The sequence below is a fragment of the Deminuibacter soli genome (assembly GCF_003412455.1).
Classification (GTDB): Bacteria; Bacteroidota; Bacteroidia; order Chitinophagales; family Chitinophagaceae; genus Deminuibacter; species Deminuibacter soli.
This window is the reverse complement of sequence record NZ_QTJU01000017.1, coordinates 1-17,053: the sequence shown is the minus strand read 5'-3', so window position 1 is coordinate 17,053 and position 17,053 is coordinate 1. Positions and strand designations below refer to the sequence as shown.

At 49.0% G+C, this 17,053-nt stretch carries 16 protein-coding genes; 12 read left to right on the top strand and 4 right to left on the bottom strand.

Annotation, left to right across the window (positions count from 1 at the left end):
* Window positions 1-225 precede the first annotated feature (225 nt).
* A complete protein-coding gene (locus DXN05_RS23880; protein WP_116849834.1) occupies window positions 226-606 on the top strand; it encodes a VOC family protein in 381 nt (126 codons plus the stop codon).
* A 78-nt stretch (window positions 607-684) separates the two neighbouring features.
* On the opposite strand, the gene DXN05_RS23875 is transcribed toward DXN05_RS23880, so the two are convergent.
* Together DXN05_RS23875 and DXN05_RS23870 are read right to left on the bottom strand one after the other, a co-directional pair.
* Window positions 685-1,440, bottom strand: a complete 756-nt coding sequence (locus DXN05_RS23875) for a ThuA domain-containing protein (protein ID WP_116849833.1) — start codon at window positions 1,438-1,440, stop codon at window positions 685-687.
* Window positions 1,441-1,459: 19 nt separating this feature from the next.
* Window positions 1,460-3,211: a glycoside hydrolase family 9 protein gene (locus DXN05_RS23870; RefSeq protein ID WP_116849860.1), complete on the bottom strand. Its 1,752-nt coding sequence runs from the start codon at window positions 3,209-3,211 to the stop codon at window positions 1,460-1,462.
* A 256-nt stretch (window positions 3,212-3,467) separates the two neighbouring features.
* Between DXN05_RS23870 and DXN05_RS23865 the strand changes: the two genes are divergently transcribed.
* From DXN05_RS23865 to DXN05_RS23830, 8 genes are all read left to right on the top strand, one after another.
* The gene (locus DXN05_RS23865) at window positions 3,468-5,282 is read left to right on the top strand and encodes a type VI secretion system Vgr family protein (protein WP_116849832.1); all 1,815 of its coding nucleotides are present in this window, start codon (window positions 3,468-3,470) and stop codon (window positions 5,280-5,282) included.
* 24 nt (window positions 5,283-5,306) lie between these two features.
* Window positions 5,307-6,665: a hypothetical protein gene (locus tag DXN05_RS23860; protein WP_116849831.1), complete on the top strand. Its 1,359-nt coding sequence runs from the start codon at window positions 5,307-5,309 to the stop codon at window positions 6,663-6,665.
* Window positions 6,666-6,676: 11 nt separating this feature from the next.
* Window positions 6,677-7,120: a DUF3592 domain-containing protein gene (locus DXN05_RS23855; protein ID WP_116849830.1), complete on the top strand. Its 444-nt coding sequence runs from the start codon at window positions 6,677-6,679 to the stop codon at window positions 7,118-7,120.
* 44 nt (window positions 7,121-7,164) lie between these two features.
* A complete protein-coding gene (locus DXN05_RS23850; RefSeq protein ID WP_116849829.1) occupies window positions 7,165-11,394 on the top strand; it encodes an RHS repeat-associated core domain-containing protein in 4,230 nt (1,409 codons plus the stop codon).
* 20 nt (window positions 11,395-11,414) lie between these two features.
* Window positions 11,415-11,951, top strand: a complete 537-nt coding sequence (locus DXN05_RS23845; RefSeq protein WP_116849828.1) for a hypothetical protein — start codon at window positions 11,415-11,417, stop codon at window positions 11,949-11,951.
* A gap of 71 nt (window positions 11,952-12,022) precedes the next feature.
* The gene (locus DXN05_RS23840; RefSeq protein ID WP_116849827.1) at window positions 12,023-12,247 is read left to right on the top strand and encodes a hypothetical protein; all 225 of its coding nucleotides are present in this window, start codon (window positions 12,023-12,025) and stop codon (window positions 12,245-12,247) included.
* Window positions 12,248-12,275: 28 nt separating this feature from the next.
* The gene (locus DXN05_RS23835; RefSeq protein WP_116849826.1) at window positions 12,276-12,725 is read left to right on the top strand and encodes a hypothetical protein; all 450 of its coding nucleotides are present in this window, start codon (window positions 12,276-12,278) and stop codon (window positions 12,723-12,725) included.
* Window positions 12,725-12,982 (top strand): hypothetical protein, encoded by a 258-nt coding sequence (locus tag DXN05_RS23830; RefSeq protein ID WP_116849825.1) that lies wholly within the window; start codon window positions 12,725-12,727, stop codon window positions 12,980-12,982. The genes DXN05_RS23835 and DXN05_RS23830 overlap by 1 nt, the downstream gene beginning before the upstream one ends.
* A gap of 30 nt (window positions 12,983-13,012) precedes the next feature.
* Here DXN05_RS23830 and DXN05_RS23825 read toward each other — a convergent pair whose 3' ends face one another.
* Window positions 13,013-13,495, bottom strand: coding sequence for a nuclear transport factor 2 family protein (locus tag DXN05_RS23825; RefSeq protein WP_211330137.1), 483 nt, complete (start codon window positions 13,493-13,495; stop codon window positions 13,013-13,015).
* Window positions 13,496-13,645: 150 nt separating this feature from the next.
* Here DXN05_RS23825 and DXN05_RS23820 point away from each other — a divergent pair, with 150 nt between their 5' ends.
* Window positions 13,646-14,614 carry a GlxA family transcriptional regulator gene (locus tag DXN05_RS23820; protein WP_116849824.1) on the top strand — a complete coding sequence of 323 codons (969 nt, stop codon included), beginning with the start codon at window positions 13,646-13,648 and terminating at the stop codon, window positions 14,612-14,614.
* On the opposite strand, the gene DXN05_RS23815 is transcribed toward DXN05_RS23820, so the two are convergent.
* A complete protein-coding gene (locus DXN05_RS23815) occupies window positions 14,611-15,489 on the bottom strand; it encodes an NmrA family NAD(P)-binding protein (RefSeq protein ID WP_116849858.1) in 879 nt (292 codons plus the stop codon). The genes DXN05_RS23820 and DXN05_RS23815 overlap by 4 nt on opposite strands.
* Window positions 15,490-15,730: 241 nt before the next feature.
* On the opposite strand from DXN05_RS23815, the gene DXN05_RS23810 reads away from it, so the two are divergent.
* Together DXN05_RS23810 and DXN05_RS23805 are read left to right on the top strand one after the other, a co-directional pair.
* The gene (locus tag DXN05_RS23810; RefSeq protein WP_116849823.1) at window positions 15,731-16,531 is read left to right on the top strand and encodes a HipA family kinase; all 801 of its coding nucleotides are present in this window, start codon (window positions 15,731-15,733) and stop codon (window positions 16,529-16,531) included.
* The gene (locus tag DXN05_RS23805) at window positions 16,509-16,895 is read left to right on the top strand and encodes a DUF3037 domain-containing protein (protein ID WP_116849822.1); all 387 of its coding nucleotides are present in this window, start codon (window positions 16,509-16,511) and stop codon (window positions 16,893-16,895) included. The genes DXN05_RS23810 and DXN05_RS23805 overlap by 23 nt, the downstream gene beginning before the upstream one ends.
* Window positions 16,896-17,053 lie beyond the last annotated feature (158 nt).

Below are 17,053 nucleotides of genomic sequence, written 5' to 3'. Positions count from 1 at the left end.
GATATTTGTTTTAGTTTAGCCAGGTTTATTTATGCTAATTTCCAATAAAAATACTAATATAAGCGTAAATATTTCATCTTATTTTTAATTATTTAGATAAATTGCTGATATTCATTAAATTAGATTATGTAAATAAGGCGAGTTAGTTGGTGAAACAGGCTTGTAAAACCAAATAGGTGTTAACCTCCGGTACGCTTCTTGCCCCTCAAAGCCTAAAACAATGCCATGTTGAAAAATGCCAAAGCCTTCAGCAGCTTTGCTGTAAAAGATATACAGCAGGCCAAGCAGTTTTACGGGGACAAACTCGGTATCGCCGTAACCGAGGATGATATGGGCGTTCTGTCCCTTGAACTCAACGGTGTGGATGTGATGATTTACCCCAAACCCGATTATACCCCTGCCACCTATACAGTGCTGAATTTTTCCATCAGCGATATCGACAAAACAGTAGACGAACTCAACAAGGCGGGCATCACCATGCTGCAGTATGATGATCCCATCAAAACAGATGCAAAGGGCATTTGCCGCAACAGTGAAGGCCCGGTGATCGCGTGGTTTACCGATCCTTCAGGCAACATACTCAGCGTGGTGCAGCGGGAGGCGTGAGTTGGAAAGCCAACGTAGAACCATCAATCCATTTGTTCCTGGTTTTCAAATTAGCACATCTTCAAATTTTCCAATTAATTAGTTCCCCTTTGCCCAGAAGATCGCATTCCGGAACAAGGTAGTCCAGGCTTTGTTTTGAAAAAGTGCAGGGGAGTGGCCCATGAAAATATAGATGTTGCGTGCGGCATAGGAGGGGTTGGTCCATACAACGGGGTGATCGCCCATGGTAATGGTGGAGGCGGGCTGGTAAGAGGCTTCGTTTACGCTGGCAAGTACCTGTACATTTGGGCGCGGACTTTTATCCCAGGTATACCATTCGTCCTGTTCAATGGGGAAGGTATCGGGCAGGTTGCGCATGCAGGGGTGCTGATGGTTTTCCACTTTCACCTGTGCAGATGCAAACGAAGCGATGTAGTTGGTGAACCGGATGCCGCCCATAAAACGGGAAAACCATTGCCACATGGGGAAGCCGTCGAACTCGCCGAGTAAGGCAGCATGGTGCAAGCCTACCCAGCCGCCTTTGCCCTGTGTGATGTATTGTTCAAAAGCTGCCATGGCTTTGGGCGGCCAGCCATAGGGTGCATAATCCAGCTGGATGAACAGTTGGTACTTTGACAGGTAAGCGGAATCAATAACGTCGGGCTTCTGAATAAAGTCGATGGCAAAACTGCTGTCTTTTGCAAGCTGGTTTAACCATACCCGTGCAGCTGCGCTGAATGCTACATGGTGGCCGCCATTCTCTGCAATAGCCAGCGCGCGGAATCGCGGCTTTTGCGCGGTGACGGTACATGCAAAGAAACAGGTGAGGCAGAGTAATGCTGTTATATGCTTCATATCAGCTAAAATAAAAAGATTATGGTTGTGCGGCTATTAATGCTGCGGCCTGCATAAACCAGGCTGCATGCGGAATCCATTGTTCGGTCCAGCGCCATTCATTGCCTTTGTCTGCTGTTTTAAAGTCAATACCACTGCCATCGTCTTTTTCTGCACTGCCGGTAATGCCGTTGGATATGCCTCCTTTCTCAGAGCCATGCCCGTAATTGCTGTGCATGTACGGCACATTGTTTTTACCAAAGCCGTACATAAAACAGCGATCATAAGGGTTGTTGCCGAGTATCCAGTTCAATTGTGCGGTAGCAAATGCTTTGGTTGCGTTTAATTGTGTGGCAGGCATAAAAGGCAATGCATCCATGGCGGCAGTGGCCAGCGAAGCGAGGCGGGCATTTTCGCCCTGCCACCACCAGCCGGTTTCATTTGCATGCGGTATAAAGAAACTGTTTTGTACATGCCCTTTGTAGCTGGTGGTTTGCCGTGCATAGTTAAAAGGGTTGCCGGTGTTGTTGTTCAGCTGCAGCTGGTAAGTCATCGCCTTGCGGATAGTGGCGATGGCCTTGTTGCGCAATGCAGTATCTTTTTCCTGCTGTACATAACGCGCCAGCGCAACAACAGGCAGGCCTGCATCTGATGCATGCCAGTAAGGGCGTGTGCCGTCATCTGCAATAAAATAGCCGGTGGCAGTTAGGCGTGCGGTAAGGTTGTTGGCGCGTTTGCGTGCTGCATCGCGATAGGTATTGTTGCCGGTGGTGATCCATAATTCCGTGGCTGCAAGCAATGCGCAGTAATCGTCAATGATGTTTTCTTTGCCATCATCATCGTAGCGGGTATTGTTTACTTCCAGGTGTGCAAATGCACGTTCTGCAGCAGCAAGGTATTGTGCATTGGTATAACTGCCGTGTTGCTGCCAGCGGGCAATGCGTGCAAGTGCGGCAATGGCCATGCCACCACCTTCACGGTAAGCACACTGCCAGGCATTGGTGGTTATGCTGTTGGCTTCCAGTCCTGCCACGCGGCGCGCCTGCGGGTCTTTATTAAAATAGCTGAATACCACCATGCGGAAATAACCGCTGTCGCTCAGTGCGCGCATCATATAATCTGCGCCCCAGCAGGCTTCTGCTGCAAGGCTGTCGGTTAGCTGCAACTGTTGTGCAAGGGCCGGCAGTGTTTCTGCTACGCGTACCAGGCTCCAGGTAACGAGCGGTGTTTGCTGCGGGCTCATAAAATTGGCATAAGCGAGATGCGAGAAGTATTTGCTCACATCACCCGATGCATCGCACCAGCCGCCCTGCATGTTTACGCGCGTTTGGGTGCCATAGAGCAGCAGGGCACTATCGGCCTGCCATTCTTCCGGTGTATTGGCGCGTTGCCTGCGGTAATACTGTACAATAGCAGGTAAGGTGGTTTTGGCGAGCGCCTGCGTGCCGATGGTAAATGGTGCGGAGCTGGTGGTGTCTCCCGCGCTGATCATGCGCAGGCGGTAAGTGCCTGGCCTGGTGAAGCGGGTAAAATTGGCCAGGTATACACTTTGGCCGGGCAGCCATTCGGTAATGCCGCGGGTTGCAGTGGCCGTGCCCTTGTAAACGGTTTGGCCGCCGGGCTGTGCCTGCAGTATAAACAAGGGCAGGTTTTTGGGCGCGGTGCCAAGGGTAAGTACGGCCTGTTTAAAGCCATTTGCTTCATAAGCTACCTGGTTCACATGCACGGCGGGTTGTGCGCTTGCAGTAATGCCTGCACACAGCAGGTATGCGATGGTTGTAATGCGTTTCATCATGTTATGGTTCAGCTGGTGCTGTTTGCTGCTATTACAGTACCCGGTTATTGCCCGGCGTAATGTTCGCCGGGAAAGAAATTTTAAGGTGGGGTTTAACCGGCTCAGCATCAATTGCTTTCCTAAAGTAAGCATTGTTTTTTTCATTCACCCGGGCATCCTGCATTCATAAACGGAATGTGTTTTGCTGAAAGAGTGCTAACTTAACAACTGCTTCGCAGAAGCTGAAAACATCATAACCTATACACCTAACCTTATGAACCAAAAGTTAAAGGTAAACATCAGCATTGAGGGCACTGCTATCCCTCATTTCAGCACTTTTTCGCTGAAACAGCAATTCAACCAGCACCATATTTTCCAGTTACGTTTCAACCACGACCAGATGGGCGAGCCGGGTATGATATCACTGGAGCAGTCCAAAGACTTCATGGGTAAAAACCTGACAATTGAATTCGGGCTGGAAGGAGAAAAAGAACAAACCTTTACCGGCAAAATCACCAGGGTTGAATTATCGCAAAGTCATGGTTACCATGGCCTGCTCATCATCAGCGGGTATTCACCTACCATACTCATCGACCGCGGACCAGATCTGGGTTCGTATCTTAATAAAGACCTGGCGGCCATTGTGCGCAAGGCAACAGAAGATGCACCTTCGAATGACCTGAGCATGGCGATCAACCCCACCCGCACAGCACCGGTTGATTATATCATACAATACCGGGAAAGCGATTATGCTTTTATCAACCGCCTGAGTGCCGAATACCATGAATGGTTTTTCTACGATGGCATTAAACTGAATTTCGGTAAACCCGGCAACCTGGATGAAGTAGACCTGCTGTACGGTCGCGATGTGCAGAGCCTGCAATACGGAATGAGCATTGCGCCGCTGAAGTATAACCGGTTTGCCTACAGCCCGAAAGACGATCAGCTGCTGCAGTCGGAAAGCAAAAGCAGCGCCAGCGGTGTGCCCGACCTGGTGCATGCGGTAAATGCTTCCAACCAGGTGTATGGCAAGGTGTACAACCAGCCAACCGCCATCAGGGTAAGCAGCAAATCGGAGATTGATGCGCATGTAAGCAACGAATCAAAAGCCATTATCAGTGAATTGCTGAAAGTGCAGGCCAGCAGTGATAATCCGCAGGTGAAGCTGGGTTGTGTGGCCAATATCGGCATGAGCCTGCGTACGGGTATCGGTGATTTCAGTACAGAATCGCTGGGCAAATTCCTGGTTACAGCCATTGCACATGAAATGGATGGCACCGGTCATTACTACAATACCTTCGAAGCAGTGGTGAGCGATACGGAGAAGCTGCCCGTGCATGATTATATAAAACCCAATCCCGACCTGCAGCTGGCAGATGTGCTGGAAAACGATGACCCGCAGAAACAGGGCAGGATAAAAGTAAAATTCAAATGGCAGTGCAGCTGCAACGATGCAACGGAATGGCTGCGCGTGGTAAGTCCCAATGCAGGTAATGGCGATACCGGTGGCAACCGCGGCTTTTTTGTAATACCGGAGAAAGGCGACCAGGTAGTGATTGCTTTTGAAGAAGGCAATATTGCACGACCGGTGGTGCTGGGCAGTGTATTCAGCGGCAAAACAGCCAACAGCGGCGGTTTTACCAACAGCAATACCAAGGCGCTGAACTCACGTGCAGGCAGCACGCTTACATTTGATGATGGCACGCATGCCTTAAAGCTTCAAACCAGCGCTGCCAATACCCTTGACATTAAAGAACAACAGGGAGAGATCACGATTACGGCTGCGGAGAAAATTGTATTTACAACGGGCAAGAGCTCTATCACCATGACCAAAGACGGTGATATCATGATACAGGGCGTGGATGTAGGTACGCTGGGCTCCAAAAGCGTGTCTGCTGTTTCTTCTGCCGATCCCAAAGGGGCAGGTGGTTCAGGCTTTACGGTAGACCCCACCAGCATTAGCATAGCAGCCAAAGAAAAGCTGGAAGGCAGTGCAGGCTCGGAGCTGAACCTTGCCTCAAACGGCACGCTGGGCGCAGCTGCAACCGGAGATACCAACATACAGGGCGCTAAAGTGAATCTGAATTAGTATACGCTTAATCCCCGGGCCCAGATGAACAACAACCCAATCAAACAAAGAATTGCTGCGCTTACCCATCACTGGCAGGATGCCGTGCGAAACTTTCCGGATGCACGTATCTTTTGCTGGATGGGAACCGCTTCTGTTGAATACCGCATGGTACAGGCTTTTGTGCACTGGCATATCAGTGATGAAAGCGATCTCAATGATATCTTTTTCTGTTTCCGTCATCCGTTTACCGCAGCCACAGCAGCCGGTTATGGCAGGCAATTGGTCAATGGTATCGGCCAGTTCCTGGAGGCCTGGAATGAAGACCCGGAGCTGGTTTCGCAAACCGGGTATATTGACTGGGAGCCGCAGAATGTGCCCATTGCCGGCGCCGGTACCGATGCGCGTTATTTTGTGCACAACCTCGAAACGCTGGCTTCGAAGCTGCAGGTGAAAGAAGGGGAAGAACGCCTGGTGGTGGCCTTGTTTCCGCAAAGCATGGATGACTACCTGCTGTGGAGCGACTGGCTGGAGCAATTGCTGCTGGCCGGTATACCCGCCACGGTACAACTGATGGTGTATGACGGCTACCAGTACAACATGCTGCAGGATCTTATTAAACGTTATCCCGTGCTGGTGCGCAAACTGCAGCCCGATATGGATATGTTCGGCGCCATGAACCAGGTACTGGAAGACGTGAAAGCAGCCCGTGGCACCGATACGGAAAAGCAGGCCGTGAGCCTGCAGCAGCTGATACTGAAATTAACCGAAGCCATTGGCCAGGACAATGCGCAGCAGGTAAACAATTATGCGGCACAAGCCATACGCCTGTGTGAAATACACGACTGGCCGCAGTACGAGGCGCTCGTGTACTTTTTTGTGCATGGCTGGCACAGCACGGCAGAGCGCTTTCCCAAAGCACTGGAGAACATCGACAAAGCCCTCGCTAAAATTGATGCCGCAGTAAACCGGCACATAGTTACCGGCGACCAGGTGCGTTACCACTACCGCATTGCCAAAGGCAACCTGTTCTTTATGCGCAAACGGTTTGAAGAAGCTGCGGCTGAATACAAGGTATGCCTGCAATACAGCCGGGAGGGAATTGACAAACAGTTATTGCTGGGCATTTACCAGATGCTGGGCATGGCCCTTTGCCACAGCAGTCATAAAAAAGATGCCTGGCACTATTTTGAAGAAGGCTGGCAACTGTTCACCCCTGCCGATGAAGCATTGCTACAGAGCAGCGGCATTGTGCAGCACTATGCAAAAGAAATGCTGGAAGCTGCTGTAAGCGAGGCCTCAGCCAGGCCATACCGGGAACGTTTTACTGCGTTGTGGGGTGAACGCTGGGAGCAGGAACTGAAACAACAATTTCAAACACTCAAAATAACGCAACCCGCTTAAACAGGCTAACCATGCAAAAGACAGGAATCATCATTGCTGTAGTTGTTACCATCGGTTTTATCATTTTTCTGCTATGGAATTCGGCAAACAAGGCAAAGCAGTACCGTGACGAACACAAGAATTATCTCGAAGCAACGGCAATAGTAACATCGGTACGGCAAACAAGGCCCGGCATTAAACGAACTATTTCAAACGTGTACACCATTTCATTTACTACTGCCACCGGCGAAGCCGTGTCTGAATCTGCGGCTTCCATTGGCCGTTTAAAGACCTACGCAGTGGGTGATACGGTACATATTTACTACGATCCCGCCAACCCGCGGGTGGGCGCTACCGATGCTGACGGCTTGTCGATGGACAGCAATATATTCGACGGAAGAAATATACTAACCTATATCATCGGCTTATTGATTGTAGGCATTGTAATCGGCATCAGGTTTAAAAGAAGAGCCTGATACCACTTGCTGAAAAACGTTACCTAACCGCTAACCATACCACTATGGCGCTGAGAATAAAAGCAAACATCCCGCCGCCCAGGCCATCTGTAACACCGCAGCTGGCATCCAAGCATTTTGATATTGTGCTGGGACTGGATTTTCATTTCCTGAAAGTTCCGTGGCCCATTACACCTTGTCCCATTACGCCCTTTGCGGCCATGGTATTCGATCCTATGGATTACCTGCATATTACGTTGCCGGCAATGCCTGCTTTTGGAGCGGATGGGTTTTCAATACAGAAAAATGTACCGATGGGCGGTACGGTTACCGTAAACGGTTGTTACCGTGCTGCGGCTACCACGGGTGTTTTGTCGCTTCCGCCATTGTCGCCGCCATTGCCTGGTAAACTGCGCCAGATGGCCGGCCTGGCCAAGAAGTTTAACCCGCTGCATGCGGTTATTCCCAAACCGTTGTTCTGGGTGCCGCCGCTGGCCCCGCACGACGGGGAGATATCGCACGGCAGCCAAACAGTGATTACCGCCGGCTGCGAACAGAGTGCCCTGTTCTGCCATGCATTCAGCTGTGCTGATATTGGCCGCATTGTGCTGAACATGCCGACAGGTTTCTTCAACAACTACGCAACTGCTATTATCGCCGTACTGCCTTTTGGTAAACCGGTAATAGTGGGTGGGCCGTTTATAGAACACAAGTTTACCATGGCCGATCTGCTGAATGCCCTGATGATGATGGGTATTATGAAAGGCGCAGGTAAACTGTTATCCAAAGCGCTGGGCAAGCTGCTCACCAAAATGAATAAGGCGCTGATGGAGAAATTCCCGGCTTACCGTGCCCACGGTGAAGCGCTGCAGCCGCATATCTGTAATTACCTTGGTGAGCCGGTGGATGTAGGCAGCGGCCATATGGCCAGTTTGTTACAGGGCTTTGATTTGCCCGGTCAGCTGCCATTTAAATGGGAGGCGAACTATTACAGCGACAGCGGGTATGATGGTCCGCTCGGGAAGAATATCTATCACAGTTACGATATTGTATTGCAGGTAATGGAAGCGGAAGAGCTGATCCTGCTGCGCGATCAGTACGGCTGTGCTATTCCTTTTCCCTTACTTGAACCGGGCAGCAGTTTCTTTAACCCGCGTGATAAGTATACGCTGTACCGTAATGAAGAAGGCGTTTACACAGTAGCCAACAAAGGCGGGCTGGTGTATTCATTCAATCATTTTGCTGATGGTGAAGGCTGCCACAGGCTGCGTATGATCAGCGACCGGAATGGTTTTGCTATCCGCTTCAATTATGATACCCGCGGCAGGCTGGTAAAAATTTCAGACAGTGCTCATCGGGAAATACTGGTGCTGAATGATGACGCAGGTCGTATTACTTCGCTGCAGATGCCGCACCCGGATATGCCTGGTGAGCATGTGGAAGCCGTTCGTTATACCTATGATAAGGAAGGCCGCATGCTTACCTTTCATGATGCGCGCGGTTATTACAACAGCCTGCAATGGCAGGACAGGTTGGTGGTAGCACGTCGTTTTAAAGACGGCACGCTGTTTCGTTTTGAATACAACAGCAAAGATCAATGTACGGCAGCGCTTGGCCCCAACGGCTTATACAGCTACCGTTTCGAATACCACGAAGGCTATACCATTGCCACCAACAGCCTGGGTTATAAAAGCACTTATTATCACCGCGGTGGTATCGTAACAAGAATCATCAACAGCCAGGGTGCTGAAACCGTTTACAGGTACGATAGCTACCGCAACCTGCTGGGTGTGCAGGATGAGTTGGGCCGTGTAAAAAATTACCAGTACGATGAGCGCGGCAATGTAACCGGTATTGGTTTGCCGGGTCAGGGTGAAGTGAGTGTGGTGTATAACGGCTATGATCAGCCATTGCAGGTAACACGTCCCAACGGTGGTGTGTGGCAGTATACGTACGATGAGCGGGGTAATATGCTGGAACAGCGGGATGCTGAAGGTGGCATTACACAATACGAATACCTGCACGGGCTGGTAAGCCGTATTGTAAACCCGGCCGGCAATGCCACCCGTTTGCTGCACAACCGCCGTTACGAACTAAGTGAAGTGGTGTTGCCCAATAACGCGCGTGTACACTACCGTTACGATGAACTGGGCCGTTGCGTACAGCTCGAAGATATTTATGGCAACCAGCAGCTGCGCAAATACGACTTGAACAACAACATTACAGAAGTACGCGAAGCCGATGGCAACGTGCGCCACATACAGTACGACGCCATGGACAATGCTGTGCGTGCTGCAGATAAGCTGTACCAGGTAGAACTGGATTATAATTTCTTTGGTGATATCACCCGCCGCAAACAGGGTGGTACAGCCATCAGTTTTGTGTACGACAAGGAAGGGCAGCTGATTGAAGTGCGCAACGAGCATGAAGAACGCTACACTTACCTGTTGGACAGTGAGGGGCGTACCATACGCGAAACTGGTTTTGACGGTGTGGCACGGCAGTATGTGCGCGATGCGGCAGGGCAGGTGATAGAGATACACAGGCCGGGTGACCGTATCAATTTATATGAATACAATGCAGCCGGTCGTGTGATACAGGTGCAGTACACAGATGGCGCCACTGAGGCATATGAATACAATAACGACGGTCTTCTGACAAAATCGTTCCAAGGTAGTAGCGTAGTCAGTTTTGAGCGCGACCTGTTGGGCAGGGTGACAACAGAAGTACTTGCAGTCGAAGGTCAGTCCGTCGTATCGCTTGAAAATACTTATGATAGAACAGGTAACAGAACCAGGCTTTCCAGTTCGTTGGGGGCCGATATACGCATTGCTTATAACAACATGGGCGAGGCAGCTGTGATAGATGCCGGTGAATGGCACAGTAGTTTCCTGCGCAATGAGGCAGGGAGTGAATTGCAGCGCCGGATAACGGGAGGTATTACCCTTCAATGGGAGTATGATCGGTTCGGTCGCCCGGTTGAACAACAGGTGTTGCACGGCCAAACTACCCACAGGAGGCGGCATTATACCTGGGGTGTCGGAGACCGGTTGCTGGCCATTAATGACAGTCAGACAGGGGCTGTACAGCTTAAGCACGATGTTTATGGTAATTTGAGTGAGCTGATATATGGCGACGGCAAAACAATATATCGCTTGCCCGATGCAGTAGGAAACTTGTTCGAAACGAGAGATCGGGCTGATCGCAAATATAGTGCTGGCGGCAGATTGCAGAAAGCGAAGGGGGGTAGCTATCATTATGACAGTGAAGGTTATCTTATTCGCAAAGAGACTGCCGAAGGGAGCGTATGGCAATATGTGTGGAATGACAACGGCAGTTTGCAAAAGGTAATACGCCCCGATGGCCAGGAGGTGCAATTTGGTTATGATGCCCTTGGGCGCCGTGTCTGGAAAAAGTACAAACAAACAATTACACGCTGGGTATGGGATGGCAATACACCATTACATGAATGGAAGGAGTTTGATGCGCACGAAAGCACGCCGGATGATTTAATTACTTGGGTGTTTGAAGCAGATAGTCTTGTTCCGGCAGCGAAGTTGAAGGGAGATAAAAAATATAGTATTATTGCTGACCACCTGGGTACACCTAAAGAGATGTACTTGGAAGACGGTTCGCGTTTTTGGAAGGGTGAAATGGATGGTTATGGTCGTATGCGTATACAGCAGGGGGAATTAGGTAGTTGCCCGTTCCGTTACCAGGGTCAGTATGAAGACGTAGAAACAGGGTTGTATTATAACCGGTTCAGATACTACAGTGCAGAAGATGGAATTTACATCAGTCAGGATCCTGTGAGATTGGCAAGTGGTGAAGCCAACTTATACAGTTATGTTGACGACCCAGAAGGAGCGGTGGATTTACTAGGACTTGCCACCTGTAGGGTGGTTAATGGAACAAAAATCTATGGCAAGGGGCAAACAACAGGGCCGGGTCATGCGCTGTTATCTGAAATACTTGCGAATAAGCTTGCAATGAGTGGTAAATTCAAAGAGATTCACCTGAACAGATCCTATGAGGCAATTACGGGGCATTCTACCAGTCCTAGAAGAAGCCCGGATGTAACCGCTATAGACAACGCAGGTCGTGTTCATGCAATTGAAGTAGCTTCTGATCTTGATATGAGAAATCAGCAAAACTACCAGGCGCTGACCACAAGGAATAACGTTGCGCAAAGCCAGCTGCCACCAAATAAACAGGGAACTGTATTGGTTGTAGACAAACCATACAATGCTGCGAATGTTAAAACAACAGTTGATAATTGGCTTACAGGTATATAGCATAGAAAAAGAATGAACATATGATACCAGACCATCTTTCGGACTTAACAGTAGAGATCGGATCGCTTCCGGGCTTCGGTTACAATAACTGGCTCAAATCAGTTTCATGGAAAGCACAATTGAGAGATAGGGCCGGAGGTGCCCGGTTTTACATCCGTTACTGTGGAGAAAATGCAGAAGGCTTAATTATTAATGCAGATGAATATCCAATCGCTGTATATGCGGTTAGTGTTGAAACAGGAGAGAAAATAGTTCTTTTTGACGGTAGGATAAACGGTTATGATGCTTTGCTGGTTGAAGACAAGCATTCATTCATGCTCACTGAAGAACAGAACTACGCCGATCAAAATGGTGAAACGGTATTTGAAGTTTATCCCTGGGCTGCATTCAATATTGATTTTCAAGATGAGTTTCCGGGAAAGACACAATTCGATTTAACAGATGGCCGGCAAGTTGATCTTTCGTTTTTACAACGCAATGCTTTTGATGCTTTCGGAATCATTGTAAAAAACGGTAAGAATGAGTATACACGCGCTTTGGAATTAGAGCTGGCGTGATACGACCGGAATAAATATTGCGGGCAGCCAATGCTTCATACATGCAGCTATATTATAACTGACAAAATAAAATGACAGCAGCAGAGCTTAAGAAAAACGTAAAGGCTTCCCTGAAGCTTGCTAGTGAAAATCTTGAATTGAATAATATAAACAAGCAGTATAAATCTGAAAGAATATTGCTGAAGCAGGCCGATGTTGAAATAGGGGGAGATTGGTTTTCCGTTGGTGTCCGAAAAGTTTGCAGCGCATGGGGCGTTATTTGCCTTATACATTTCAGGATTTTTGTCGGGTGGTAAAATTATTGCTGTACTTCATAAACTCGACTTGTCTTTTGTAAAAAATGCGGAGTTTGTAAATTATCAGTACTTCTCGTTTTCTTCATTGAATTTCCGGAAAGAACGATTTCAGGAAAAAGACGGTCATATAAGTTTTTATGCTACAGACAATGTAGATGAAAAATGCAGCAGGGTTATTGAAAGTGCCAACAAGCTTTATATGCCTGTGGTGCAGCGTTTTTTGGATGCGGATATAGCACTGGTAGATGATATTGTTGATTATTCGTTTAACTATGGCTATCCGCTTATTTTTGCCCTGATTAGTTACTATCTGAACAATCAGGAGGCTGCGGTTCCTGATTTGCTGAAAAAGGCAAAAGAGAAAAAGTTGCCTTTAGTTTCTCCACGTTTAATGAACAGGATACCTGAACTTCAAAAAGAAGAGGTGAAATTGGATTACGTGCTGGATAAATTAAAACACTATTTTGTTTCTGCATAATGGCTCCATTACATACTATTGAAAGTTACACCACGATAGACCACACGAAACTTATTGGCAGGGATATTACTTCGGTAGGAGATATGTACAGTTTCTATCTGCGTGAGCAGAAGCTGGAAGCTTCAGGTGTTGGTAAAATTGTAGTGCAGTTTGATAGCAATGCGCTATCGCAGGAGAAAGCGATTTACTGGTTAAAGCAATCCGCCGGCCAGCAGTTTGCGCGTGCACAAAAAGCCCTGGCACAACTGGATGTATAATCAGGTGCCATAATGTGCCACAAGCTGATGTTAATGCAAACTGATAACCCTGGTTATTTTCCAGCCATTGCTTTGTTTTTTCCAGATTACGATAAACCGGTCCGGTGCAGAGGTGTCGCCTGCTTCGGGGCCGCTGATTTTATGGAAGGTGTGAAAACCCATTTCAACCGCACCATAGTCTTTGATAGGGTATACCTCCATACTGCCCTTTACCAGCTGGCGTGTAACCTGGCCGCAGATGTTTTTATGCGTGCTTTCCAGTATCTCCTTTTTAGAAGTGTTTAGTCCGCCCTTGTCGTGGTAAAACTCTATACTGTCGGAGTAAATATTGCCCTGTGTAACCAGGTCGCAGTTATTGTAGGCAGTAAAGAAAATGCTGTCCATCCGTGCAATGGTATCGAACAATTCCTGCGAAACCGGCTTTTTGCTGCCGGGGTTAACGGTATTTTGAGCGAAGCAGGCATTGCCAAAACAAAATGCTGCCATGAGCAGCAGGAAGTAGCGTTGTTTCATAGCTCAATATAAGAAGAGGAATGGATTGTTGGAGGGTTTGATGGTTAAATGGCCGGATGGTTTGATTGTTGGCTGCCCTGTCCAGAAATGCCAGGTTGCGGGGTGTTTTACGCCACCTGGGTGTCGTAACTTTACAGAAATGCCTGTTGTATGAAAACAATCGTTTTACTGCTGCCTTCCCGGGCTGTTCCCTCTTCCATTACTGGTGTGCTGGACATTTTATCGGGCACCAACCAGTATTTTACTGAAACAGACCGTGATGCGCCTTTCCGCATTGTACTGGCCGGTGATAAAAACCTGACGGGTTCTGTACTCATTGGTCCGGGTGTAGAACAACGAACGCTGGCAGAGATTGATCATGCAGACCTGGTGATGGCGCCCGCATTCCAGGGCGAACCTGATGAAATACTGCAGGAGAACGCACACCTGGTGCAGTGGATCAGGCAGCAATACCAGGCAGGGGCAGAAGTGGCCAGCCTGTGCTTTGGCAGTTATTTTCTTGCGGAAGCCGGTATTCTGAACGGCAAAATATGCACCTCGCACTGGATGGCGGCAAAAGACATGCAGCGCAGGTATCCTGATATCAAAATGATGCCCGATGTGGTACTGACCGACCAGGAAGGTGTGTACACCAGCGGTGGTGCATTTTCTTCTTTAAACCTCGTGTTGTATCTCGTGGAAAAGTTCTGCGGTAAAGATGTGGGGGTATGGGTAAGCAAAATGTTTTCCATTGACATCAGTCGTGTGAAGCAGGCCCATTTCGCGGTATTCCGCGGGCAATACCAGCACCATGATGAAGCCATACACGAGGCGCAGACGTATATTGAACAGAACTATGATAAACAGATTTCGGTAGAGCAGGTAGCCGGGCAAAGCAATATGAGCAAACGCAATTTCATCCGCCGCTTTAAAAGCGCTACCCAAAACACGCCACTGGAATACCTGCAGCGCGTAAAGATTGAAGCAGCTAAAAAAGCGCTTGAACACAGTGCGCAGGATACCGTTACCCTTGCCTATGATGCCGGTTATAACGATGTAAAAACCTTTCGCATGGTGTTCAAGCGCATTACAGGATTGACACCGCAGGACTATCGTCGTAAATACTGCCGTGCGGTTTAGGCTGTTGCGGGTTGGTGCAGGTGTTGGGTGATGTATTGTTCCAGCGTGGTGTGCAGTTTTACCAGTTCGGTATTGCGGCCTTCCCGTTTCGCTTTGCCCTGTATCACGGCATCGGTCATCTCAGTAAACATACGAACGGCATCCGGTGTAAAGCCGGTTTTCTGCAGGGTGCTTTCCCATTGGTCGTGCGGCACCTGCTGTGCAGTAATGTGTTTGTTCAGCACTATGGAAAATGCAGCTGCCACATCTGCCGTACTGTATGCTTGTGGGCCTTCGAGTTCGTATACCTGTTCTTCATTTAACGGTGCAGTCATGGCAGTGGCTGCAAAAGCGCCTACATCTTCGGGCGCTATCATGGGCAGGCGAAAATCGGTGGGGAAAAAGCCGGGCAGGGTGTTGTGTTTTTGCATCACCGGTAAATACATCATCCAGTTGCTGAAATAGTATGCAGGGCGTATAAAAGTTTGCCTGATGGGCATGCCGGTAAACGCATGTTCCAGCATGTGCGACATCAGCAGGTTGCCTGTGCCGCTGCTGTATTGCGCGCCGGCAGAGGATAAACCGATGATTTTTTGCACGCCTGCCTGTACAATTGCCTGCCGTACGCTGTTGAGCAATTGGTGTGTTTCGCCCAGTACATCTTTCTCCTTACCTGATTCGGGTGTAATGATAAACAGTACCGTTGTGCCTTCCAGTGCTTTTTTCAGGGAACCGGTGTCTTTCATATCGGCGATGGCGATGCGGGCGCCTGCCTGCCGCAACGGTGCGGCTTTTTCTTCGTTTCTGCAAATGGCTGTAACGGCTTGCCGGCCCTGCAACAGTGCCTGTACTGCAGCAGTGCCTACGCGCCCCGTAGCGCCTGTAATGGTTAGCATATGCATCGGTTTTGATGAATATGTGTTTCGTTGTAAATATTGTACCAGAAATAGCTGCAAGCTGCAAGCGGTTAGCTGTTAGCCTGTATGCAGGGTGCCGCCTGCGGCGAAAGTGGCAGTGCTAAATTCGCTGAGATCATCTCGATGTGTCGACGTCTCGATTCTCGAAATTGGTACTCGCTAAGATCACGCACGACTGACGATTCACGATTCTCAATGTTTCCTAGTATTTTCGCTGATTATGGATGAAAGCTTATACGATCTCAGAACCGTGCAGGTAACACGGTATGTGACGCCGCTGCGCGAAGGCGGTTCCATGCCCGCACTGGCAGAGGCAGACGACGGGTTTTTCTATGTACTCAAATTCCGTGGGGCAGGGCAGGGGGTAAAAGCATTGATTGCTGAACTGATCGGTGGTGAAATTGCCCGCACGCTGGGATTGAAAGTGCCCGAGATAGTATTCGCCACACTCGACAGCGCATTTGGCCGCACAGAACCGGATGAGGAAATACAGGATCTGCTGAAAGCAAGCGTGGGACTGAATCTTGGCCTGCACTACCTGTCAGGTTCCATTACATTTGACCCCACTGTAACGCACATTGATGAAACACTGGCTTCAAAAATAGTCTGGCTCGATTGCCTGCTCAATAATGTTGACCGCACAGCGCGCAATACCAATATGCTGTTATGGAACAGGGAACTGTGGCTGATAGACCACGGTGCTGCGTTGTATTTCCACCACTCCTGGCAAAACTGGGAAGCACAGGCTACACGTTCCTTTGCCTATGCGAAAGACCATGTGCTGCTGCCGCTTGCTACCCGCATGACCGAACTTGATGCGGAACTGAAAGGGAAACTGGGCAATGAACGCATACAGCAGATTGTACGCCAGGTGCCCGATGAATGGCTGCTGGCAGCAGAATCGCCATTTGCAACAGCTGAAGAACACCGCCAGGCCTATGCGCAGTTTTTAACCACCAGGATAGCCCATTCCGCAACATTTGTAAAAGAAGCCCAGCATGCAAGAGAAACAATTATTTGAATATGCCGTGATACGGGTGGTGCCAAGGGTTGACAGGGAGGAGTTCCTGAACATTGGTGTGGTATTGTATTGCGCAAAGCCCCGTTTTTTAAAAGTATTATACAAGCTGGATGCTGCACGGCTTGAAGCTGCCTTTCCCGGCAAGCTCGATATGGCCGGGCTGGAAGCCTATCTCTGCGCTTTTGAACGTATTTGCATGGGTGGCAAACAGGGCGGCACTATCGGTATGCTGCCTGCAGCCGAACGTTTCCGCTGGTTAACTGCCACACGCAGCACCATTCTGCAAACATCCAAAGTGCACCCCGGCTTTTGTGGTGAACCGGATGTTGCGCTGGTGCGGTTGTATGAGCAGTTGGTGTTATAGTGAGTAAACGAAGTGAGGCTACGGGTGAATAGTGAATAGTCAATCACTGTTGTCCGGTAAAAACGGAAAGCAGTGCTTTTTTTTGCTGTAATGCAACAAAATCAGGCGTGTGAGTGGTCGTATAAAAAGGCAAGCCCCCTTTATTGTGAAGGGAAAAA